The sequence below is a fragment of the Lactococcus sp. LG606 genome (assembly GCF_017309645.1).
GTDB classification, from domain to species: domain Bacteria; phylum Bacillota; class Bacilli; order Lactobacillales; family Streptococcaceae; genus Lactococcus; species Lactococcus petauri.
Map to the genome: position 1 here is coordinate 2,006,315 of NZ_CP071301.1, position 20,038 is coordinate 2,026,352.

A 20,038-nucleotide genomic window follows, 5' to 3' on the forward strand; every position below is an offset into this window, starting at 1 on the left:
TATGTTATAATAAGGACATGAAGAAGCGCCTCTATAAAAACTATATTGACACACCTATTGGTCAAATGATAAGTATCAGTGATGCGCAGTTTCTTTATCGCTTAGGCTTTACAGAGCATAAGAATTTACAGGCGAAGATTGCAAGATTGAATGCTATTATATTGGAACATCCAACTCCGATTTCATGTCAACTTGAAGAAGAGTTGCAAGAGTATTTTGCAAGAAAAAGAAAAAGTTTTAAATTCCCTTTAGCTGTGCAAGGTACAGAGTTTCAGCAAAAAGTCTGGAAAAAAGTTGAAGATATTCCGTTTGGGCAAACAAGAACCTATAAAGAAATCGCACAAGGACTCGCGCATCCGCAAGCCAGTATTGCAGTAGGGGCAGCAAATGCAGCCAACCCCTTTGCAATCGTGATTCCATGTCATCGATTGAAAAAAAGCTCCGGGCAGCTGGCAGGTTATGCTGGAGGACTATGGCGTAAAGAATGGCTGTTGGATTTTGAGGAGAATAATACCTATGTTGAATGAGAATATTTCACTCTCTGTAGAGCGCAATGCTAAGGGGGAGATTACCTAGGTTTTTTTCGATGACCAACATGAAAAGACGACTTACGAAGCACTTAATAAGAACCAGAACTTTATATTGACCACAGGAACAGCATTTCAACGAGCTGTTTGGTTAGAACTTCCCAAAATTCCAGCGGGAACGACTATAAGTTATCAGGAAATGGCTGCGCGTGTCGGAAGTCCTAAAGCACAACAAGCTGTGGGGCAGGCATTAGCACGTAATCCTTTGCCTGTCATTTTACCATGTCATCGTGTCACGCGTAAAGATGGCAGCTTGGGCGGTTTTATGGGTCAAGAAGCAGCAGTAGATATTAAGCAAAAGATACTCAACTATGAAAAAAAGCTTGACATATAGTCAAAGCTTTTTAGCTTTAATCAGCTTTTCTCACGCTTTTAGGTATATAAGGTTGAGGTTTTTCTGAGTTTTTATAATGAAGATAAGTTGGATAAGTGAGGCAGATGACTGAAAGCCCCCAAAGTAAGCCGCCTAAAGTATCCGAAGGATAATGTACCCCAAGAAGTACACGTGAAAACATTGTTAAAAAAATTAACCCCACAGCGACAAAACCAACTAATGTTTTGCTCCATACAGAAGAGAGATAGTGTAAGAGTATAAAAAAGAGACAGCCAAAGAGTACTACAGCAAAAGTTGTATGTCCACTGGCAAAACTTTTTCCTGGCTCATCTGTAAAGGCGGCAACACGATGAATGTCAGGGCGATCACGGCCGATAACTAATTTAATCAAGGTATTTCCCCCCACAGCAATTCCGGCTACAAGAGCTAACCATATTGCTGAAACCTTATCTTTGATAAAAATAATAGCAGCAATAACAAGACCAATTATAGCGCCCATTGTGTCGCCTAGAAATTTAGCAATTACACTTGAAATTTGAACCAAAAATTCATTGTTTTGAAGATGCCAAGCAACTGTCTGTAAATGCGAATCAATGCTTGGAATAGGTGCGTGTGTATAAGAAAGTTTTACAATGGCAGTCAGTGTGATAAAACTTACCAGAGTAAGTAAACCAGTAGTATAGTATAGTTTTTTATTCATAAATTTCCCTAAAATTCATATTTGGTGCTTTATGATTTTACTTTTTCTTTCTGAAATAAAACTGAATGACTAAAAAAAGAGGCTCAGGACCCCTTTTTTTAACTTTTTTATTAGTAGTTTTTAATAGCTGCTACTTTTTCTTGGTTTAGACTCGTAACGATAGCCCGGATAAAGTTTTGCGCTTCTGTGAAATCATCCATGTTGAAGATGGTTTGGTGACTATGGATATAACGGGCACACACACCAATAGTTGTTGAAGGTACGCCTTCGTTTTGCAAGTGTGCTGCACCAGCATCAGTTCCACCTTTTGAGATATAAGCTTGTGTTTTGATACCATTAACTTCTGCTGTATTGAGGAGGAAGTCCTTCATACCAGGCAGCATGATATGACCTGGGTCGTAATAACGAAGAAGCGAGCCTTCGCCAAGACGACCATTGTCGTTTCCAAAAGTATCCGTTGCAGGAGAGCAGTCAACAGCAAAGAAAACTTCAGGTTTAAATTTAGTTGTTGAAACATGGGCACCGCGAAGGCCAACTTCTTCCTGAACATTTGCACCGATAATCAAGGTTACTGGCAATTCTTCGTCTTTAAGGTAGTCCAAAAGTTCTAAGACCATAAGACACCCGTAGCGATTATCCCAAGCTTTACTGATGACATTTTTACCATTAGCAGTTAAAATTGTTTCAGATTCAGGAACGATGACGTCACCTTGACGAATCCCAAATTCTAAAACTTCTTCTTTGCTCATAAAACCACCGTCAAAGATGATATCTTCCACTTGTGGCATAGCAGGTGCGCCCGCTGCTCCACGTAAAAGATGTGGTGGTAGGCCACCAGTCACAACAGGTATTTTTTTACCATCACGTGTGAATAGCGTAAAGCGTTGTGCACTAACAACTAAAGGATTCCAACCACCCAGAGTGACTACACGTAAAGTACCATCTGCCTTAATTGACGACACCATGAAGCCGACTTCATCCATGTGAGCTGCAACCATAACACGAGGCGCATTTTCTGTTTTACTTTCTTTAGTGACAAAGATTCCGCCCAGACCATCAGTTTCAGGTGTGTAGCCGAGGTCCACCATACGGGCACGAAGATAGTCACGCATTGGTGCTTCGTAACCACTTGTTGCTTGAATTTCAGTTATTTCTTTAATTTTGTTAAATAGAGTCATCTCGTCTCCTTTGATTTTTTATACTCCCTTATTGTAGCATTTAAAAGCCGTATATAATAGTATTGTCCTAATGCTATTTAATAACTATAATTTTTAAAGACGGATAAGTTTTAGGGGATTTATAGAAAAGCGGAACTGATCTGAGGGGAAACAGTAATTATAAGTACTAATATACTCAAATTTATGTTAAAATTTTTTATATGAAAAAATATTTGAAAGTTGGTTTAGGGCTGCTGGCTGGTGTAGCAGGTGCGCGAGTGCTCTATCAGAGTTATAAGCACGTTGAAGAAAATTTGCGGGCAGAGGTTATTCAAGCAGTACGTGAAGCTTTTGCTGACCAAGATATTCAAACAGTATGGATCTTTGAGGAGGCAGATCGCGGAGCTATTTATAAAGGTGGCGTGATTGTTGGAGCAAACCAAAACATCAATTTTGAAATTGATGGAGAAACCTTAGAAATTACAGAATTAGGAGAGGAGTATTTATGATTATTCCAAAAAATTATGAGGAACTAGCTGAAATTGTAAAATCAGAAGGTAAACATGTCTTGTTTTTCACTGCAGGATGGTGCCCAGACTGTACTTTTATCAAACCAAAAATGCCAGAATTAGAAGCTGAATTTTCAAACTTTAACTTTGTAGAAGTTGACCGTGACGAATTCATGGACTTGGCTATTGAATGGGGAATCATGGGTATTCCTAGCTTTGTGACACTTGAAAATGGTAAAGAAACAGGACGCTTAGTGAATAAGCTACGTAAAACTAAAGAAGAAGTTAGTGAATTTTTGAAGGGTGTAGATAAATAAAATGATTGCAACGTATAATAAAAATGTTGGTGATGTCCTCATGCTGATTGTGGCAAACAATGAGGGAGCAGAAGTAACTTACGAACGTAAGGCGGATGTTGCGCGTATCTTCCGTGAAGATACAGGACAAACAGTGGGCTGGAACATTTTCGATATAAAAAAAGACTGGCCAGATTTGGCTCAAGGACAGAATGATTTATCTGAGCATCAAGTAACGGAACTTAATGTAAAACTTAAGGCAGCTGGCTTTGACGAGCAGCTTACATATGATGGCCAACCTAAATTTGTAGTCGCTGAGATTTTAACGATGGAGGATCATACAGACAGCGATCATTTACATGTGTGCCAAGTAGAAGTTGGTCTAGATGCACCAGTTCAAATCGTTTGTGGTGCTCCTAATGCCGTTGTTGGTATGAAAACAGTAGCGGCTTTACCTGGTGCAATGATGCCTTCTGGTTCTTTAATCTGGTCAGGCGCTTTGCGTGGCGTACCTTCTTATGGCATGCTGTGCTCGGCACGAGAGCTTGACTTACCAAATGCACCACAAGTTCGTGGTATCATCGAATTGAATGCAGATTTAGAAGCTGGATCAGCTTTTGATGCAACAAGCATGTGGCAAGCCTAAATATAAAATAATAAAGACCTTAGTGAAAGCTGAGGTCTTTTTTCGTACAAAAAGTAAGGAGGTGTCAAAATGAATAAAACGTTACTTGTTGGCCGACTCGTTGCAGATCCAGAACTCACTAAAACATCTAATGGGAAAAGCCTATTGAGAATAAATCTTGCTGTCAAACGACGCTATAAAAATGCTTCAGGTGAAAAAAATACAGACTTTGTCGCTTTGGTCTTTTGGGAGAAACAGGCGGAACACTGTACATCCTATGCTAAAAAAGGCGCCCTACTTGCTGTGGAAGGGGAGATACGAACCAGAAATTATGTGGACAAGCAGGAACAAAAACGCTATGTGACAGAAGTGTTGGTAAAAACTTTTGACCTTTTGGAAAGTCGCGCGACAGTTGCCATGCGACAAGATTCTATAGAAAATAGTGCTCTTAATTTAAAAGAAGATGAATTACCGTTTTAAATTGAAAAAAGCGTTTTCTTTTGATAGGATGAGAACAGGAAAGTGAGGAGGGAAAAATGGTAAAGGCAAAAACGAAAAAAGAGTTGATTTCCTTTTCAGAAGAAAACTGGAAAAAGCTGTGTCATTTGGTTGACACACTACCTTTAGAAGCACAAACGGCAACTTTTGCCTTTGGCCAAGAGAAGGGAAAAGAGGCACATTGGGGGCGAGATAAGAATATCCGTGATGTGTATGCCCATCTTTATGAGTGGCAAGTACTTTTACAAAATTTTGTAAAAAGTAATGTTTCAGGAAACTTTCAAAGCTTTTTACCCACACCCTATACTTGGAAAAACTATGCGACAATGAATCAAGAAATCTGGGAAAAGCATCAAGCTACTCCTTATGAAGAAATAAAGGAAAAACTTGCTACAAGCCACCTAAGAACTATCCAGTTATTGCAACATTTTTCAGATGAAGAGCTTTATACGAAGCAATTTTATCCTTGGACTGGGACAACATCTTTAGCGCAGTATTTTCAGTCATCATTGGCTTCACATTACGAGTGGGCCTTGAAGAAACTCAGGCTTCATAAGAAAACGATTTAAAAAAATAAAAAAAGAAGTTTTTTTCTTGACTAATTTTGACCTTCGCGGTAAAATAAGATATATAAATTAGCACTCCAACTTAAAGAGTGCTAAAATAACATAAAATGGAGGAATAACATGTTGAAACCCTTAGCGGATCGCGTTGTATTGCGTATAAAAGAGGAAGAAGAAAAATCTTTAGGTGGGATCGTCTTGGCCTCAGCAGCACAAGAGAAACCACAAGTTGCAGAAGTTGTGGCAGTAGGCCCAGGTAAAACAACTCCTCATGGTACAGTTATTACACCAACAGTGCAAGTTGGTGATGCAGTTCTCTTTGAAAAGTTTGCCGGTACAAATGTAAAATTTGAAGGCGAAGATTTCTTGATTATCAAAGAATCTGAAATTCTTGCGATTGTTTAAGGAAAATAAAGACAGGAGATAATAAAAAAATGGCAAAAGATATTAAATTTTCATCAGATGCTCGTTCAGCAATGGTTCGTGGTATTGATATTTTAGCAGATACAGTAAAAACAACACTTGGTCCTAAAGGTCGCAATGTTGTTCTGGAAAAATCATATGGTAGTCCACTTATCACGAATGATGGTGTAACCATCGCAAAAGAAATTGAATTAGAAGATCACTTTGAAAATATGGGGGCAAAATTAGTCAGTGAAGTGGCCTCAAAAACAAATGATGTTGCGGGTGATGGTACTACAACAGCGACTGTTTTAACACAAGCGATTGTTCGTGAAGGTTTGAAGAACGTAACTGCTGGAGCTAATCCAGTGGGCATTCGTCGTGGTATTGAGTTGGCAACTGAAACAGCAGTAAAAGCACTCAAGGAATTATCTATTCCAGTATCTGGTAAAGAAGCTATTGCACAAGTTGCCTCTGTTTCTTCTCGTTCAGAAAAGGTTGGAGAGTATATCTCAAATGCCATGGAAAAAGTTGGTAACGATGGTGTTATTACTATTGAAGAATCAAAAGGTATGCAAACTGAACTTGAAGTTGTAGAAGGTATGCAGTTTGACCGTGGTTACTTGTCACAATATATGGTGACAGACAATGAAAAAATGGTGGCCAACCTTGATAACCCATATATCTTGATCACAGATAAGAAGATTTCAAATATTCAAGAAATCTTACCATTACTTGAACAAATTTTGAAAACAAATCGTCCTTTACTTATTGTGGCAGATGATGTTGATGGTGAGGCATTACCAACCCTCGTGTTGAACAAAATCCGTGGTACTTTCAATGTTGTAGCGGTTAAGGCTCCAGGCTTTGGTGACCGCCGCAAGGCCCAACTTGAAGATTTAGCAATCCTCACAGGTGGTACAGTAATTACGGAAGAGCTTGGTTTAGAACTTAAAGATGCAAGCTTAGATGCACTTGGTCAAGCCAATAAAGTAACTGTTGATAAAGAACATACGACAATCGTTGAAGGTGCCGGTTCAGCAGATGCTATTGCTACTCGTGTAGCAACAATTAAAGCTCAAGTTGAACAAACTACTTCAGAATTTGATCGTGAAAAACTTCAAGAACGTTTAGCTAAACTTTCTGGTGGAGTCGCTGTGATTAAAGTCGGTGCCGCTACAGAAACTGAACTTAAAGCGCAAAAACTTTTGATTGAAGACGCACTTAATGCAACACGCGCAGCCGTCGAAGAAGGTATCGTTGCTGGTGGAGGTACTGCCCTTGTTACAGTTATCTCTGCCCTTGACAGTCTTGAAGAAGAAGGGGACGTGCAAACAGGTATCACAATTGTACGTCGCGCATTAGAAGAACCAGTACGACAAATCGCGGCTAATGCAGGTTACGAAGGTTCAATCATTATTGATAAACTTAAATCAGCAGAAAAAGGTGTTGGTTTCAATGCCGCAACTGGTGAATGGGTTGAAATGATTGAGACAGGTATTGTGGATCCGGCTAAAGTAACACGTTCAGCCCTCCAAAATGCGGCCTCAGTAGCAGGACTTATCTTGACGACTGAAGCAGTCGTTGCTGATAAACCAGAACCAGCTGCACCAGCAGCTCCAGCTATGGATCCATCAATGATGGGTGGTATGATGTAACAATAAAAAGACACGAATTTGTGTCTTTTTTTATTGCTATAAATACTGTCTAAATATCATAGAGTTTACTTGCATGCTCATGGCTAGTGTCAATAATATGAACGTCACGTTTGGTATCAACATCATGTTGCGCCAGAAAACCGTCCATGGTCATATGTGCAAGCTCTTGAATATTGTTATTCAGGCTAAGGTGACCGAGGAAGATGCGTTTTGTTTTATTTCCTAAAACATTAAAAGCAGCTTCGGCACCATCTTCGTTAGATAAATGGCCTTGGTCGCTGAGAATACGTTGTTTTGTTTTCCAAGGGTAGCCCCCCATGCGGAGGATCTCAATATCGTGATTACTTTCCATAAGATAGCCGTCGGCATTTTCGATTGTACCACGCATACGGTCACTTACATAACCTGTATCTGTAAGTAATACGAAGGATTTATTATCTTTCATAAAACGATAAAATTGGGGCGCGATAGCATCATGACTCACACCAAAACTTTCGACATCGATATCGCCAAAAGTTTTAGTTTTGCCCATTTCAAAGACATGTTTTTGCTCACTCGCAATTTTTCCTAGTGAGTTTTTACTTTCCAGTTCTTGCCAGGTTAATTCATTGGCGTAAAGCTGAATACCGTGTTTTCGGGCAAGAACACCAATTCCTTTGATATGGTCGCTATGCTCATGAGTAATCAGGAGTGCATCGACATCTTTGATGTCTCGGTCAATCTCTCCTAATAAACTCTCGATTTTTTTTCCAGATAATCCAGCATCTACCAGAATTTTCTTTTCAGGTGTTTCCAAGTAAAAAGAATTTCCAGTACTTCCTGATGCTAAAATTGAATATTTAAATGCTGATTCAGTGCTCATTCAGCAAAATCCTCCCAGTCGTTATTTTCTTGATTAATTTCATCACTGTAAGGGAAAGACAGGGTGAAAGTTGAACCAGTTTTACCATCAGAAGTGACTACTATATCACCTTTGTGGAGTTTCATAATATCATAGGCAATAGATAAGCCTAAGCCTGTACCACCGATTTGGCTATTTCTTGAAGCATTGTCGACACGATAAAAACGGTCAAAAACTTTGGCTAAAGCAGGTTTTGGGATTCCCATACCTTGGTCGGCAATAGAAGTAAATGCTTTGTTGCTTTCACACCAGACGCTTACGGTAATTGTTCCGCCTTTTGGAGAATACTTAAAGGCATTATTGATGATATTGTCAATAACCTGCGAAAGCTTATCGGTATCGATTTCAAGCCAAATCTCTTGTTGAGGTATTTGACGAATAATCTTAAAGTTATTGTAATTTTTTTCGATAATTTGATCAAAACGATCCAGGATATAGTTGATAAAATCGACATAGTTGATAATTTCAGTATGAAGTTTAACTTTATCTTGGTCCATACGAGAGAGTTCTAAAAGCTCCCCAATCATCCGAATCATTCGGTCTGTTTCGTTAAGGGAAACATCCACGAAGTGACTAGCAACCTCGGGATCAGCTAGGGCCCCATCATTGAGCGCTTCTAAGTAAGCTTTGACAGAAGTCAAAGGGGTGCGCAACTCATGCGAGACATTGGACACAAAAAGTCGGCGATCTCTTTCTGTTTTTTCTTGTTCCGTTGTATCGTGAAGAACAGCAATAATCCCAGAAATGTACCCTGATTCGCTACGGAAGAGCATAAAGTTTACGCGGAGGATAACAGCTGCACCTTCACAATTGATGGCATTGAGTGTGAGTTCGGGCTCTTTTTGTAGTAAATCATGAAAAGAATATTTGTCGGAGATATTTAGAATATCAATCAAATCTTTACCAATGATTAACTCGTTTGACTGATCAAGAAGAGTCAGTGCTGCGTGATTAGTAAGATTAATCTTACCATGCCTATCTGTAGTGATGACACCATCGGCAAGGTAGGTTAAAATACTCTCCAGTTGGTTGCGCTGATTCTCTAAATGTTCTTGCCGATCTTCGATTTCATGTCCAAGTAATAACAATTTATTGTAAGCTACTGAGAGCTCATTATTTTCTTTAGAAATTTGGCGATTTTCATAGTTATCATGCAAAAAATCATCCACTTGATGAGATATTTTATTTGCCGTTTGCGCCAAGCGACTGAGATACCAAATAAGAAGACTTAAGGTGACCAGATAAAAGATGAAAAACTGTAAGAGTGCAGTAGTGTGTGTGAGGAAGTATGGACTATTTACTATCTCAAAAATGCCAAAAAGAAGTAGATGAATCACTACTCCTTTAAGTACTATTGAATTAAAAAATTTATTCATGAGGTTCGCTCATATAGTATCCAACGCCACGACGTGTAGATACGTATTGAGGGCGGCTTGGAGTATCTTCAACTTTTTCGCGAAGGCGACGAACAGTTACGTCAACAGTACGAACATCACCGAAGTAATCGTAGCCCCAAACAGTTTCAAGCAAAGTTTCACGTGTGATAACTTCACCCAGATGTTGTGCAAGATAATAGAGTAATTCAAATTCGCGGTGTGTCAAGTCAAGCTGTGTTTCATTTTTATATGCGGCATAATGTGTCGGATTGATACGTAAGTTACCAATTACCAATTCTTTTTTAGAATCTTTTGGTTGTTCAACAGGAACGTTTGTCATGCGGCGTAAGTTTGATTTAATACGAGCAAGTAGTTCACGGTTTGAAAATGGTTTTGTGATGTAATCATCTGCACCGAGTTCAAGGCCGATAACTTTATCAAACTCTGTATCTTTAGCAGAAACCATCAAAATAGGGACTTCAGAAGTTTTACGGATTTGACGTGTAACTTCAAGGCCATCAATTTTTGGAAGCATCAAATCAAGATAGATAAGATCGGGTTTTTCTGATTCAAAGAGTTCAAGAGCTTCTTCACCATCAAAAGCAGTGACTACTTCATACCCTTCTTTGACGAGATTAAATTTTACAATATCTGAAATTGGTTTTTCGTCGTCAACAACAAGAATTTTTTTCATGATAATCCTTTCGCTTAGATGTATATAATATTAATTGCTTTTCTCATTATACAATTATTACAGTAGTATAGCAAGGTAAAGCCTTCCATAATATAGAATTTTTACAAAAGTGAAATCATTTGTAAAATAAGAAACTTATATAGTAAACAATATTTATAAAAGAACATTTTTCCCATATTTTTTCTTTTTATTTTTGCTATAATATAAGATATGAATGGAATATTAATTAGTTTGGAAGGGCCAGATGGGGCCGGTAAAACAACCGTTTTACAAAATATTCTTCCCGAACTAGAAAAATCGTCTTATAAAGTCCTTCCGACACGTGAACCTGGAGGTGTACGTGTGGCAGAAGAGATTCGAAATATAATTTTAAGTACAGAAAATACAGAAATTGACAGTAAGACAGAGCTGATGCTGTTTGCTGCGGCACGTCGTCTACACATGCAAACCAAAATGCTTCCAGCGCTGGCTGCAGGCAAAATGGTAATTGTTGACCGTTTTATTGATTCATCGGTTGCTTATCAAGGTTACGGACGTGAACTTGGTGTTGAACCTGTAAACTGGCTTAATGAATTTGCAACAGATGGTCTTAAACCGGATTTGACATTATATTTCGATATTGATACAGATGTTGCACTTGAACGAATTATGAAAAATAGAGCAGATGAAGTCAATAGACTTGATCTCGAACGTGCTGAGATGCATCGTAAAGTCAGACAAGGTTACTTAGAAATTGTTAAGAATGAGCCTGAGCGCTTTGTCACGATTGATGCCAGTCAAGAACTTGACAAAGTTGTTGCAGACACGTTAACAGTCATCAAAAAGAAATTTTGTTTGTAATAAAATTTCAAACTAAGGAGTTTTCATGAAAATTGCAGATATTCAACCAGCACTTTTTGAACGCTTTAAGCATATCTTACGTGTGAATAAACTGAGCCATGCTTATCTCTTTAGTGGGGGGTTTGGTAGTTTGGATATGGCTATTTGGCTGAGTCAGGCTATTTTTTGTGAAAATTTACAGGACAATTTACCTTGTGAGAACTGTCGTCACTGTCGTTTAGTTGCTAGGGATGAATTTAGCGATTTACACATTATTCGTCCGGAAGGTCAAACTATAAAAACAGGACAAATTCGGGATTTGTCGGAAGTTTTTAGTCAGTCAGGATTTGAAGGCGCTCAGAAAGTGGTCATTATCACTGAAGCTGAAAAAATGCACAGCAATGCGGCAAATGCTTTACTTAAGTCCATTGAAGAACCTGATAATGCAACACATGTTTTTTTGCTCACAGAAAATGATAATCTCATGTTACCCACCATTAAATCACGGACACAAGTTTTTAGCTTCCCCAAAAATAGTGCCTACATGCAAGAAACGTTGGAACAAAATGGTGTCTTAAAAACACAGGCAGAATTACTGAGTCGGGTTTGTAACTCGGTAGAAGAAGCCCAGGATTTAAGTGGAGCCACTTGGTTTAATGATACATTGAAGAAACTCCAACAATTGCTGAAATTAGTTAAGACGGATCGACGGGAAGCATTTCTTTATCTAACAAATGTTGCAGAAAATATTGAGGATAAGGAGAAACAAACTTTAGTTTTTTCTCTGCTCTTGGAGCTTTTTAATCAAGAAAAGATGTCCAAATGGGTTCAAAAAACCTTTCAAGCAGAAAAAATGTGGAAAAGTAATGTACGCTTTGGATCTTGTTTGGAATATATAGTGCTGAAATAGGAAGAAGATAATATGATTTACGAAGTAGAGTTTACACATGGAGAACAAAATACCTTTGTAAGTGGTCATGAAACATTTGCACCAAGAACGCAAGTCATTATTCAAAACGAAAAAGGCAAGACTTATGGTCGAGTAATGAAGCAACTCCCACAAGATAAAAATGTTGATACATCCGGAGAAATTGTTCGTGCAGCAACAGAAGCAGATGAAGAGTTGATTTATACGACAGAGCAGCTCTCGCAACAAGCCTGCACGAAGATTCGCCAAATTGTTGCAGATTGTGGGATTGACATGAAGGTTACAAATGCAGCTTATAATTTAAACCAAAGTCAGCTTTTTGTGTCCTTTACATCGGAAAATAGAGTGGATTTTCGAGCTTTACTTAAAGAATTAGCTGCGACTTTTCGTACGCGAATTGAGCTTCGTCAGATTGGAGCGCGTGATGCTGCAAAAATGTATGGCGGTGTTGGTCCTTGTGGACGACCGCTTTGTTGTTCGGAGTTTATTTACGAATTTCCGAATGTCTCTATTAAGATGGCAAAAAATCAGTCGCTCTCTTTAAAACAAAGTAAACTGAATGGTCTTTGTGGTCGTTTAATGTGCTGTTTGTCTTATGAAGATGAGTTTTATAGGGAAGCACGTAAAAATTTTCCTGATTTTGGTGAACATATTACGACTGTAGATGGTGAGGGGAAAGTTATTGGTCTTAATATTTTGAATAACAAAATTAAGCTTCGCTTAGAGCATACAATAAAAGAGTTTGATATTTCAGAGGTAAATCTTTAAGAAGAATTGACATAGAGGTAAGTTATGGGGGAAATGATGATCGATAAAAATGAGATTTATGTGCAACTGGGGCTGTTGGAGGAAAGTTTGGCTTATACACTGGGCCAAATTTCAACGGTACGGGATGCACTGGATGAATCCTTAAAAGAAAATGCAACGATTCGCATGGAAAATGAAAAATTACGCGAACGTTTGGCGCATATTGAGAAAAAAGAAGAAAAAGCTAGCTCAAAGTCAAAAGATGAACCTAATCCAAACCTGATTCAAATATTTAATGAAGGCTTTCATGTGTGTCATTTACATTATGCAGAGCGTTTGCAAGATGGTGAAAATTGCTTGGACTGCTTGGAGCTTTTGTACAGATGATAAATATACAACGAAGCTTTAAAGATGAAAAAAGCGCAGGTAAGCTTTACTTAGTTCCAACACCTATCGGCAACATGCAGGATATGACACTACGTGCTTTGGAAACCCTAAGAACCGTGGATTTGGTAGCAAGTGAAGATACACGCAACACTCAAAAATTACTTAATCATTTTGAAATCAAGGTGGCTCAAGAGTCTTTTCATGAGCATAACTCCTTTGATAAAATTCCGAAGCTTTTAGATTTTCTTATGTCAGGAAAATCGCTAGCACAAGTCTCAGATGCAGGTATGCCTTCAATTTCTGATCCAGGTCATGATTTAGTTGTGGAAGCCATTAAGCGAAATATCGATGTAGTAGCCCTACCAGGCGCTTCAGCTGGAATAACAGGTCTTATCGCTTCTGGATTAGTCCCACAGCCTCATATTTTTTACGGCTTTTTACCTCGTAAAAAAGGTGAACAGAAGAAGTTTTTGGAAACTAAAATGACCTATCCTGAAACGCAGATTTTTTATGAGTCTCCTTATCGTGTCGCAGAAACTTTAGAAAATATGGCTCAGATCTATGGGGATCGAGACGTTACCTTAATACGCGAATTAACCAAAATTTATGAAGAATATCGTCGAGGTAAAATTTCAGAAGTTTTACTTTCTTTAAAAGAGCAACCGATTAAGGGAGAATGTTTGATTATCGTTGCTGGCTTCAATGGAGAAGTTGAGGATAATTCAGAGGATGAGACTACAGCATTAGAAGCAGTTCAACTTCTGGTCGCATCGGGAATAAAGCCTAACGTAGCCATCAAGCAAGTGGCGAAAGAGCGTGAGCTGGTGCGGCAGGATCTTTATGCACAGTATCATGATTTATAAAATAGAAAGAGCAACTTTAGGTTGTTTTTTTTTATATTATCAATATAGCACTTATTTATAAGCGTAGAAAAAAGGAAATTGTTTAGTTTATGTTAAAATCAAAACGTAAGTAAAAAGGAAGTGGAGATATAATGAAAAGAAATAAAGTTATAACCTTATTGGCTTTGAGTGCAGCTGGTGTTACTCTACTAACAGCGTGCTCGAATTCGAATAAAAGTACAACCACCGGTCAAGAAAAAACGACCACAGTCAATGTGGCAATCTCTGGATCATCAAATCCTTATGAGTATACGAAGGATGGGCAGCTGACAGGTTATGAATATGATATTCTCAAAAAAGCAGATGAAAATTTGCCTCAATATAAGTTTGACTTTAAAACATACGATGACAGTGCTATTCTTGCAGCTCTAGATGCAGGACGTGCAGATATCGGTGTGAATATTTATGGTAAAACAAAGGCGCGTGAGGAAAAGTATCTCTTTAGTTTCCCCACAACGCAAGGCATTAATGCGATTTTCTCTAATGATAAAGATAAAATCACAACCATTGAAGGGCTTGTAGGGAAGAAAACCGAGATTCCAACAGGGACCAACTATGGTGACATTATGGATCAGTGGAATAGTGCGCATCCTGATAAAAAAATTACCGTAGATTATTCAAAACGCGGGTTGGCAGAACGTTTACAAGCTCTTTCTGATGGACAAATGGACTTTATCTTTGCTTCAAAATCTGCTGCGGAAAATCTTGTTAAAGAACATGCTGTAACAGGTGTATCTGATACAGTACCTACAGATCTTGAAAAATATCCTGAATTCAAGACCTATACTTACTATATCCTTGACAATAGTCAAACACAACTTCAAAAAGATCTTAACCAAGAGATTAAAAAAATGGCTGAAGATGGATACTTGAAAGAACTTTCTCAAAAATATTTTGGGGGAGATCAGGTACCCGGAATGGAGCAATACAAATAAAAAGTGCTAGAAGCACTTTTTATTTGTATTTAACAATGTCCATCAACATTTTCATTAACCCAATGTTGCTCTTGTTCATCAAAGATTCTTAGATGAGGATTTTCATGGATAAAATCAAGTATCACTTTTCTGCTTAACCCACTATATTTAACTGCAGCATCGACAGTGACAATATCCATTTTTTCAATTGCTTTGCGTAGATTGTCCATGTTTTTATTATAACTTTTTTGACACAATACCAGAAGAGAAAGGACAGATTTATCCTATTTATCTAGATATTATGGGCAAAAAAATAATTGCTACTTGATTTTCACTCTCAAATTTTATAAAATTGTCAAGTACCTTTGCGTACTTTAATGGAGAATTTATAGTTATGACTACAAATAAAATGGGCACAGGAACCGCTCATTCCAAATTAATTTTGATTGGAGAGCATTCGGTTGTTTATGGGCAGCCTGCAATTGCGTTACCTGTTACTATTCTGAAGACAACCGTTACAATTTCTTCTATCAAATACGGACAATATATTGAAAATAATGAATCGCGGCGCAGATTGGATGTGTTAGGAGACGAATTTGAGGGGGTACGCCAACTCATCCTACGTCTTTTAGAAAAATTCCATTCCGTCAAACTTCCATTTTCTCTGGAAATTGATTCGAATATTCCTTTGGGACGGGGATTGGGAGCATCAGCAGCTCTAGCAACAGCAATCACACGTGCCTTTTATGATTTTTTTGATGCAGAGCTAACAGATGAAATGCTCTTATCTTTTGCTAACTTCTCGGAGAATATTACGCATGGCCGCTCATCAGGAATTGATGTCGCAACCGTTAATTCGGAGTTACCGCTTTGGTTTATTAAAGGTCAAACTGCCGAATCTTTTGATCTCAATCTATCGGGTTACCTGGTTATTGGAGATTCAGGTGTACATGGCTTTACTAGTCAAGCGATTAGCATAGTCAGGGAAAAATTATCAGAGAATAAGACCAAAGCACAAGGCCATATTGAAAAGTTAGGTCAACTCTCAAAAGCTTCAAAAGATTTTCTCATGACAAATAAATTAAAAGATTTGGGGCAAGTGATGAACCAAGCGCATGAAAATCTTTCTTCACTTGGAGTTTCACACCCGCGCTTAGATACCTTAGTGGACACAGCGCTGAGAAATGGTGCTCTGGGAGCCAAGCTTACAGGCTCAGGTCTAGGTGGGGTAATGGTCGCTCTAGCAGCTAATGAAAAAGATGCAATCCGCATTAGTCAAAAGCTTTTGAAAAATGGCGCCAAGAATACCTGGATTTACTCTGTTTAAAAATGAAGTATAAGGAAACCTTAAGTGTATAAGTCACTTAAGGTTTTTTGGTTTTACGAAGTCATCTTTGACTGCTTATTTTTAATGCATGCTGCTTTTATTTATTATTAGAAAGCATTATAATATAGGCAAAGCAAGGAAGGAGAAATCTTGATGAATTACAAAAATATTTTGGTTCCCATTGATGGTTCAGACAACTCTTACAAAGCACTCCAAGAGGCAATGGAAATCGCACGTTTAAACGATGTAGAACTCTCGGTCCTAACGGTCCAAGATGACGGAAAATTATATGGGCATGCCCTGCCGATTCTTAAGCACAATTATACAAAAGCTTCCGAGATGATCTTGCAAGAAGCAGTAACTATTGTAAAAGACAATGTCAAAGTTCAAACCTTTGTGGTAGTAGGTATTCCTAAGAAGCAAATTGTTGAATTTGCAACGGAGCAGAAGTGTGATCTCATTGTGATGGGGGCAACAGGTTCTAATTACTTTGAGCGTATGACTTTGGGTTCTACAACAGCCTATGTTGTAAACCATGCACCTTGCAATGTTACCGTTGTGAAGTAGGTAGTGTATGGAGCTTCTCTTTTCTTCTTTCAGGAAATATGTATAAAAGTAACCACCTTTTCAGGTGGTTTTTTGTGAGACCTTAACGATATGGAGGAATAAATTTCAAAAACGACAAATGGCTAAATTACGCCACCTTTGTTATAATAGGAGAGATTAATCGACAAGAGGAAAAAATATAAATGAATGAATTTACTGTTAGAGCACATACGAATATTGCCTTGATTAAATATTGGGGGAAGGCGGATGTGGCGCTGAATATTCCTACGACAAGTTCCTTATCAATGACTTTGGATCAATTTTATACAACGACATCTGTTGCTTTTACTGACCAGGATCAACTGATTTTAAATGGGGTGAACACCGATACTACTCGTGTGCATCAATTTTTAGAAATGCTTCGTGCAAAGCATGGTTCTTTTCCAGGTGTTTTAGTCACTTCTGAAAATCATGTGCCAACTGCTGCCGGACTGGCTTCCTCAGCCTCAAGCTTTGCCGCATTGACAGGTGCCATGTTTGGACTCCTCGAATTACCAGCCGATTTGACAGAAATGTCAAGAATTGCACGGCGTGGCTCTGGTTCAGCTTCGCGTTCAGTCTTTGGTAACTTTGCTGTTTGGAACAAGGGTGAAGACGACGTTTCCTCTTATGCTGAGAGCTTTTATGATGAGGATATCCACTTGTCCATGATTGTTGCTGAAATATCAAGTGCCCAAAAGAAAATGTCTTCAACACGGGGGATGCAACTTGCTCAAACTGCTCCGACCTACAGCGCTTGGGTAGAAAAGTCAGCACGTCAGCTTGAAGAAATGAAAAGTGCGATTCGTCAGGCAGATATTGAAAAGATCGGTTTACTCGCAGAAAATAATGCTTTGGGTATGCATGAACAGAATCGCCTCTGTGTGGAACCTTTTGATTACTTTACTGAAGATACTCAACGGATTATTGCCTTTACGCAAGAATGCTATAAAGCAGGACTCTTGGCTTTTGTTACCATCGATGCTGGGCCAAACGTTAAAATTATTACAGACAGAGCGACAGAGAAAGTACTTCTAACAAAACTACGGGAAAATTTTCCAAATATTATTTTTGATATTGCACATGCGGGGGGCGGACTTGAGTACTTATAAAATAGATGTGCCTGCAAAACTTTTTATTGCAGGAGAATATGCGGTTACTCGTCTAGGAGGTTTAGCTCTGGTAACGAGTCTTGAGAGTGATTTCCAAGTGGTTATTTCAGAAGTAGAGGGCCAAAGTCTTTTAGAAACGAATGTGGCAATGCCTGCTCATGCCTTCTCAGTAAAGGAAATTAAACCTGAGCACAGCGGGCCTTGGAATTTTGTCATGACGGCTATCAAGTATATGAGTAAAGAAGTTGAATTGACCCGGGAATTTCACTTGGAAATCAAGAGTGGGCTGGGTTTTGGCGAAAACAAGAAGGGTTATGGCTCATCAGCTTGTGTCGTTGTCGGCGTTGTGAATGCACTCAATCTTTTTTTTCAGCTCAATCTTCCCTTGAAAAAACGCTTTGAAATTGCGGCCCAAGCACATTATGATGTGCAAGGGAGCGGTTCTCGTGGCGATGTTGCTGCAATTATGTATGGTGGCAGTATTTTCTATGAAAATCATCAGCGAGTCCTTCCGCTAACGATTCCTTGGCAGCCTTATGTTGTCCAAACTGCTCAATCTGCGAAGACAGTAGAAAAATTGAAACATCAACTTTCTGAGGCATTTTATGTTAAAAGTGATGAACTTGTTATTGAAATAAGTACAGCTATTGATATGCAGGATTTCGCTCTTTTTAAAGAGAAACTCCTCGAAAATCAACTTTTACTTATTGAGCACCAAGCAAAAGGCTATATGACTGATCAACTGGCTTTAGCTCTGAATATTGTGAATAGCCAACCCGAATTTGCTGGAAAGATTTCAGGTGCGGGGTTTGGTGAAAATATTATTCTTTTTGCAGAGCGTGAAGACAAGATAGTCGAGTTAAGGAGCGCTCTTGAAGCAGAAGGAATGAAGCTTGAGAAAATAAGAATAGGAAAACAAAATGAGTAAAGAAATCCACGGACATCGGAAGGATGAACACTTATCACTTGGCTTAAAGTACTGGCGCGAAGGCCGAAATCGCTCAGAGTTTTCTGCTGCATTACGGGTTGTTCCCAATGGCTTGCCAGAAATTTCTACACAAGAAGTTGACTTATCGGTTACTCTTTTGGAACATAAGTTTGATTTTCCTTTTTACATAGAAGCGATGACTGGGGGATCTAAAAAAGGTGATAAGGTTAATTTAGAGTTAGCGGAGATTGCTGCCCACCATCATATATCAATGGCCGTCGGCTCGCAGTCGATTGCTTTGAAATATCCCGAATTGGCGGAAGGTTTCCGTCAAGTGCGTCAACATAATCCAAAGGGTTTCATTTTTGCAAATATGGGAGCAGGACACTCTTTAGAAAATGCACAAAAGGCTGTCGAAATGCTCTCTGCTGATGCTTTAGAAATTCATATTAATACCGGACAAGAGTTAGTCATGAAGGATAGTGAAGGGGATCGTTCTTTTTACTGGCTTGAAAATATTAATCGTATCGCTGAAAATTTAGATGTTCCTGTTGTAGTCAAAGAAGTCGGCTTTGGTATGAGTCAAAAAATGTTTAAGCAGCTTAGCCAAACAGCCATCGCTGGCATTAATGTTGGCGGTAAAGGTGGCACAAATTTTGCATGGATTGAGAGTGGACGGGGGCACAGCACCTTAAACTTAAATGATTTTGGCTTTACAGGACCCGAGAGCCTCATTGAAGCTCAATTGGCGCAAAATACTAAACCTCTGATTGCTACGGGAGGTATTGCATCAGCTACAGATATCTTGCATGCTCAACTTTTGGGTGCGCCTTTAGCCAGCTCGGCTGGGCATGTTTTATCCATCCTACATACCCAAGGACCTCAAGCCTTGGATGAAATGTTTAGCCACTGGAAAGATGATTTAACAAAGCTCTATACTTTGGTTGGTGCACGGGAGTATGATGATTTAACAGGGGTTGAATTTATCTATGACCGAGATTTGAAGTATTTTCGTGAAGAACGAAAAGATAAGCAGATAATTTTGTAAACGGTTCTTATTTCTTTATAATAATAGTATATTAAAATTTA

Annotated in this window: 25 protein-coding genes and 1 pseudogene; 20 read left to right on the top strand and 6 right to left on the bottom strand. The window is 38.7% G+C overall.

Annotated elements, in window-relative coordinates; all coding sequences use genetic code 11:
* The first annotated feature begins 17 nt into the window (after positions 1–17).
* Both J0J35_RS09885 and J0J35_RS09890 read left to right on the top strand, forming a co-directional pair.
* On the top strand, positions 18–527 hold the full coding sequence (locus tag J0J35_RS09885; RefSeq protein WP_206916826.1) for a methylated-DNA--[protein]-cysteine S-methyltransferase: 510 nt from the start codon (positions 18–20) through the stop codon (positions 525–527).
* Positions 517–921: pseudogene (locus tag J0J35_RS09890) on the top strand (methylated-DNA--[protein]-cysteine S-methyltransferase). The gene J0J35_RS09885 and the pseudogene J0J35_RS09890 overlap by 11 nt, the downstream one beginning before the upstream one ends.
* Positions 922–937: 16 nt before the next feature.
* Here the strand turns inward: J0J35_RS09890 and J0J35_RS09895 are convergent.
* Both J0J35_RS09895 and pepA read right to left on the bottom strand, forming a co-directional pair.
* Complete coding sequence (locus J0J35_RS09895; RefSeq protein ID WP_019291360.1) at positions 938–1,621, bottom strand: phosphatase PAP2 family protein; 684 nt, start codon at positions 1,619–1,621, stop codon at positions 938–940.
* 110 nt (positions 1,622–1,731) lie between these two features.
* The gene (gene pepA / locus J0J35_RS09900) at positions 1,732–2,799 is read right to left on the bottom strand and encodes a glutamyl aminopeptidase (RefSeq protein WP_206916830.1); all 1,068 of its coding nucleotides are present in this window, start codon (positions 2,797–2,799) and stop codon (positions 1,732–1,734) included.
* Between the two features lie 200 nt (positions 2,800–2,999).
* On the opposite strand from pepA, the gene J0J35_RS09905 reads away from it, so the two are divergent.
* The 7 genes from J0J35_RS09905 (at position 3,000) to groL (ending at position 7,329) form a co-directional block, all read left to right on the top strand.
* A complete protein-coding gene (locus tag J0J35_RS09905) occupies positions 3,000–3,287 on the top strand; it encodes a hypothetical protein (protein ID WP_029343529.1) in 288 nt (95 codons plus the stop codon).
* On the top strand, positions 3,284–3,604 hold the full coding sequence (locus J0J35_RS09910; protein WP_206916832.1) for a thioredoxin family protein: 321 nt from the start codon (positions 3,284–3,286) through the stop codon (positions 3,602–3,604). Before J0J35_RS09905 ends, J0J35_RS09910 begins: the two co-directional genes overlap by 4 nt.
* Position 3,605: 1 nt before the next feature.
* Entirely contained in the window at positions 3,606–4,229 is a 624-nt protein-coding gene (gene ytpR / locus J0J35_RS09915; protein ID WP_206916834.1) for a YtpR family tRNA-binding protein, read from the top strand.
* Positions 4,230–4,298: 69 nt separating this feature from the next.
* A complete protein-coding gene (locus tag J0J35_RS09920; protein WP_019293857.1) occupies positions 4,299–4,688 on the top strand; it encodes a single-stranded DNA-binding protein in 390 nt (129 codons plus the stop codon).
* A 56-nt stretch (positions 4,689–4,744) separates the two neighbouring features.
* On the top strand, positions 4,745–5,275 hold the full coding sequence (locus J0J35_RS09925) for a ClbS/DfsB family four-helix bundle protein (RefSeq protein ID WP_019293858.1): 531 nt from the start codon (positions 4,745–4,747) through the stop codon (positions 5,273–5,275).
* Between the two features lie 117 nt (positions 5,276–5,392).
* On the top strand, positions 5,393–5,674 hold the full coding sequence (groES, locus tag J0J35_RS09930; RefSeq protein WP_019291353.1) for a co-chaperone GroES: 282 nt from the start codon (positions 5,393–5,395) through the stop codon (positions 5,672–5,674).
* 29 nt (positions 5,675–5,703) lie between these two features.
* Positions 5,704–7,329, top strand: a complete 1,626-nt coding sequence (groL, locus tag J0J35_RS09935; protein ID WP_206916835.1) for a chaperonin GroEL — start codon at positions 5,704–5,706, stop codon at positions 7,327–7,329.
* A 49-nt stretch (positions 7,330–7,378) separates the two neighbouring features.
* On the opposite strand, the gene J0J35_RS09940 is transcribed toward groL, so the two are convergent.
* From J0J35_RS09940 to yycF, 3 genes are read right to left on the bottom strand one after another with little or no spacing between them, the layout of a single operon-like run.
* Positions 7,379–8,191, bottom strand: coding sequence for an MBL fold metallo-hydrolase (locus tag J0J35_RS09940; RefSeq protein ID WP_019293859.1), 813 nt, complete (start codon positions 8,189–8,191; stop codon positions 7,379–7,381).
* On the bottom strand, positions 8,188–9,606 hold the full coding sequence (locus J0J35_RS09945; protein ID WP_206916837.1) for an ATP-binding protein: 1,419 nt from the start codon (positions 9,604–9,606) through the stop codon (positions 8,188–8,190). Before J0J35_RS09945 ends, J0J35_RS09940 begins: the two co-directional genes overlap by 4 nt.
* Positions 9,599–10,300 carry a response regulator YycF gene (gene yycF, locus J0J35_RS09950; protein WP_003133894.1) on the bottom strand — a complete coding sequence of 234 codons (702 nt, stop codon included), beginning with the start codon at positions 10,298–10,300 and terminating at the stop codon, positions 9,599–9,601. The genes J0J35_RS09945 and yycF overlap by 8 nt, the downstream gene beginning before the upstream one ends.
* A gap of 210 nt (positions 10,301–10,510) precedes the next feature.
* Between yycF and tmk the strand changes: the two genes are divergently transcribed.
* The 6 genes from tmk to J0J35_RS09980 all read left to right on the top strand — a co-directional run bounded on the left by tmk (position 10,511) and on the right by J0J35_RS09980 (position 15,018).
* On the top strand, positions 10,511–11,140 hold the full coding sequence (tmk, locus tag J0J35_RS09955) for a dTMP kinase (RefSeq protein ID WP_117516745.1): 630 nt from the start codon (positions 10,511–10,513) through the stop codon (positions 11,138–11,140).
* A 25-nt stretch (positions 11,141–11,165) separates the two neighbouring features.
* Entirely contained in the window at positions 11,166–12,029 is an 864-nt protein-coding gene (locus tag J0J35_RS09960) for a DNA polymerase III subunit delta' (protein ID WP_061413779.1), read from the top strand.
* Positions 12,030–12,041: 12 nt separating this feature from the next.
* A complete protein-coding gene (gene ricT / locus J0J35_RS09965) occupies positions 12,042–12,815 on the top strand; it encodes a regulatory iron-sulfur-containing complex subunit RicT (protein WP_019335957.1) in 774 nt (257 codons plus the stop codon).
* Between the two features lie 24 nt (positions 12,816–12,839).
* Positions 12,840–13,181 carry a DNA replication initiation control protein YabA gene (locus J0J35_RS09970; RefSeq protein ID WP_016171014.1) on the top strand — a complete coding sequence of 114 codons (342 nt, stop codon included), beginning with the start codon at positions 12,840–12,842 and terminating at the stop codon, positions 13,179–13,181.
* Entirely contained in the window at positions 13,178–14,044 is an 867-nt protein-coding gene (gene rsmI, locus J0J35_RS09975; protein WP_117516743.1) for a 16S rRNA (cytidine(1402)-2'-O)-methyltransferase, read from the top strand. The genes J0J35_RS09970 and rsmI overlap by 4 nt, the downstream gene beginning before the upstream one ends.
* A gap of 131 nt (positions 14,045–14,175) precedes the next feature.
* Complete coding sequence (locus J0J35_RS09980; RefSeq protein WP_117516741.1) at positions 14,176–15,018, top strand: transporter substrate-binding domain-containing protein; 843 nt, start codon at positions 14,176–14,178, stop codon at positions 15,016–15,018.
* A 29-nt stretch (positions 15,019–15,047) separates the two neighbouring features.
* Here the strand turns inward: J0J35_RS09980 and J0J35_RS09985 are convergent, their stop codons facing one another.
* Positions 15,048–15,227: a hypothetical protein gene (locus tag J0J35_RS09985; protein ID WP_029343527.1), complete on the bottom strand. Its 180-nt coding sequence runs from the start codon at positions 15,225–15,227 to the stop codon at positions 15,048–15,050.
* A 164-nt stretch (positions 15,228–15,391) separates the two neighbouring features.
* Between J0J35_RS09985 and mvk the strand changes: the two genes are divergently transcribed.
* From mvk to fni, 5 genes are all read left to right on the top strand, one after another.
* Positions 15,392–16,324, top strand: a complete 933-nt coding sequence (gene mvk, locus J0J35_RS09990; RefSeq protein WP_117516739.1) for a mevalonate kinase — start codon at positions 15,392–15,394, stop codon at positions 16,322–16,324.
* Positions 16,325–16,477: 153 nt separating this feature from the next.
* The gene (locus J0J35_RS09995; protein WP_061413748.1) at positions 16,478–16,891 is read left to right on the top strand and encodes a universal stress protein; all 414 of its coding nucleotides are present in this window, start codon (positions 16,478–16,480) and stop codon (positions 16,889–16,891) included.
* A 182-nt stretch (positions 16,892–17,073) separates the two neighbouring features.
* A complete protein-coding gene (gene mvaD, locus J0J35_RS10000; protein WP_206916839.1) occupies positions 17,074–18,021 on the top strand; it encodes a diphosphomevalonate decarboxylase in 948 nt (315 codons plus the stop codon).
* Positions 18,008–18,949: a mevalonate kinase gene (locus tag J0J35_RS10005; protein ID WP_191672884.1), complete on the top strand. Its 942-nt coding sequence runs from the start codon at positions 18,008–18,010 to the stop codon at positions 18,947–18,949. Before mvaD ends, J0J35_RS10005 begins: the two co-directional genes overlap by 14 nt.
* Positions 18,942–19,997 (top strand): type 2 isopentenyl-diphosphate Delta-isomerase, encoded by a 1,056-nt coding sequence (gene fni, locus J0J35_RS10010; RefSeq protein ID WP_086582727.1) that lies wholly within the window; start codon positions 18,942–18,944, stop codon positions 19,995–19,997. Before J0J35_RS10005 ends, fni begins: the two co-directional genes overlap by 8 nt.
* Positions 19,998–20,038: the final 41 nt, after the last annotated feature.

Bases quoted from the DNA above. Each gene is read 5' to 3' on its own strand.
- J0J35_RS09885 (WP_206916826.1), top strand. From the start codon at position 18: ATGAAGAAGCGCCTCTATAAAAACTATATTGACACACCTATTGGTCAA.
- J0J35_RS09895 (WP_019291360.1), bottom strand. From the start codon at position 1,621: ATGAATAAAAAACTATACTATACTACTGGTTTACTTACTCTGGTAAGT.
- pepA (WP_206916830.1), bottom strand. From the start codon at position 2,799: ATGACTCTATTTAACAAAATTAAAGAAATAACTGAAATTCAAGCAACA.
- J0J35_RS09905 (WP_029343529.1), top strand. From the start codon at position 3,000: ATGAAAAAATATTTGAAAGTTGGTTTAGGGCTGCTGGCTGGTGTAGCA.
- J0J35_RS09910 (WP_206916832.1), top strand. From the start codon at position 3,284: ATGATTATTCCAAAAAATTATGAGGAACTAGCTGAAATTGTAAAATCA.
- ytpR (WP_206916834.1), top strand. From the start codon at position 3,606: ATGATTGCAACGTATAATAAAAATGTTGGTGATGTCCTCATGCTGATT.
- J0J35_RS09920 (WP_019293857.1), top strand. From the start codon at position 4,299: ATGAATAAAACGTTACTTGTTGGCCGACTCGTTGCAGATCCAGAACTC.
- J0J35_RS09925 (WP_019293858.1), top strand. From the start codon at position 4,745: ATGGTAAAGGCAAAAACGAAAAAAGAGTTGATTTCCTTTTCAGAAGAA.
- groES (WP_019291353.1), top strand. From the start codon at position 5,393: ATGTTGAAACCCTTAGCGGATCGCGTTGTATTGCGTATAAAAGAGGAA.
- groL (WP_206916835.1), top strand. From the start codon at position 5,704: ATGGCAAAAGATATTAAATTTTCATCAGATGCTCGTTCAGCAATGGTT.
- J0J35_RS09940 (WP_019293859.1), bottom strand. From the start codon at position 8,191: ATGAGCACTGAATCAGCATTTAAATATTCAATTTTAGCATCAGGAAGT.
- J0J35_RS09945 (WP_206916837.1), bottom strand. From the start codon at position 9,606: ATGAATAAATTTTTTAATTCAATAGTACTTAAAGGAGTAGTGATTCAT.
- yycF (WP_003133894.1), bottom strand. From the start codon at position 10,300: ATGAAAAAAATTCTTGTTGTTGACGACGAAAAACCAATTTCAGATATT.
- tmk (WP_117516745.1), top strand. From the start codon at position 10,511: ATGAATGGAATATTAATTAGTTTGGAAGGGCCAGATGGGGCCGGTAAA.
- J0J35_RS09960 (WP_061413779.1), top strand. From the start codon at position 11,166: ATGAAAATTGCAGATATTCAACCAGCACTTTTTGAACGCTTTAAGCAT.
- ricT (WP_019335957.1), top strand. From the start codon at position 12,042: ATGATTTACGAAGTAGAGTTTACACATGGAGAACAAAATACCTTTGTA.
- J0J35_RS09970 (WP_016171014.1), top strand. From the start codon at position 12,840: ATGGGGGAAATGATGATCGATAAAAATGAGATTTATGTGCAACTGGGG.
- rsmI (WP_117516743.1), top strand. From the start codon at position 13,178: ATGATAAATATACAACGAAGCTTTAAAGATGAAAAAAGCGCAGGTAAG.
- J0J35_RS09980 (WP_117516741.1), top strand. From the start codon at position 14,176: ATGAAAAGAAATAAAGTTATAACCTTATTGGCTTTGAGTGCAGCTGGT.
- J0J35_RS09985 (WP_029343527.1), bottom strand. From the start codon at position 15,227: ATGGACAATCTACGCAAAGCAATTGAAAAAATGGATATTGTCACTGTC.
- mvk (WP_117516739.1), top strand. From the start codon at position 15,392: ATGACTACAAATAAAATGGGCACAGGAACCGCTCATTCCAAATTAATT.
- J0J35_RS09995 (WP_061413748.1), top strand. From the start codon at position 16,478: ATGAATTACAAAAATATTTTGGTTCCCATTGATGGTTCAGACAACTCT.
- mvaD (WP_206916839.1), top strand. From the start codon at position 17,074: ATGAATGAATTTACTGTTAGAGCACATACGAATATTGCCTTGATTAAA.
- fni (WP_086582727.1), top strand. From the start codon at position 18,942: ATGAGTAAAGAAATCCACGGACATCGGAAGGATGAACACTTATCACTT.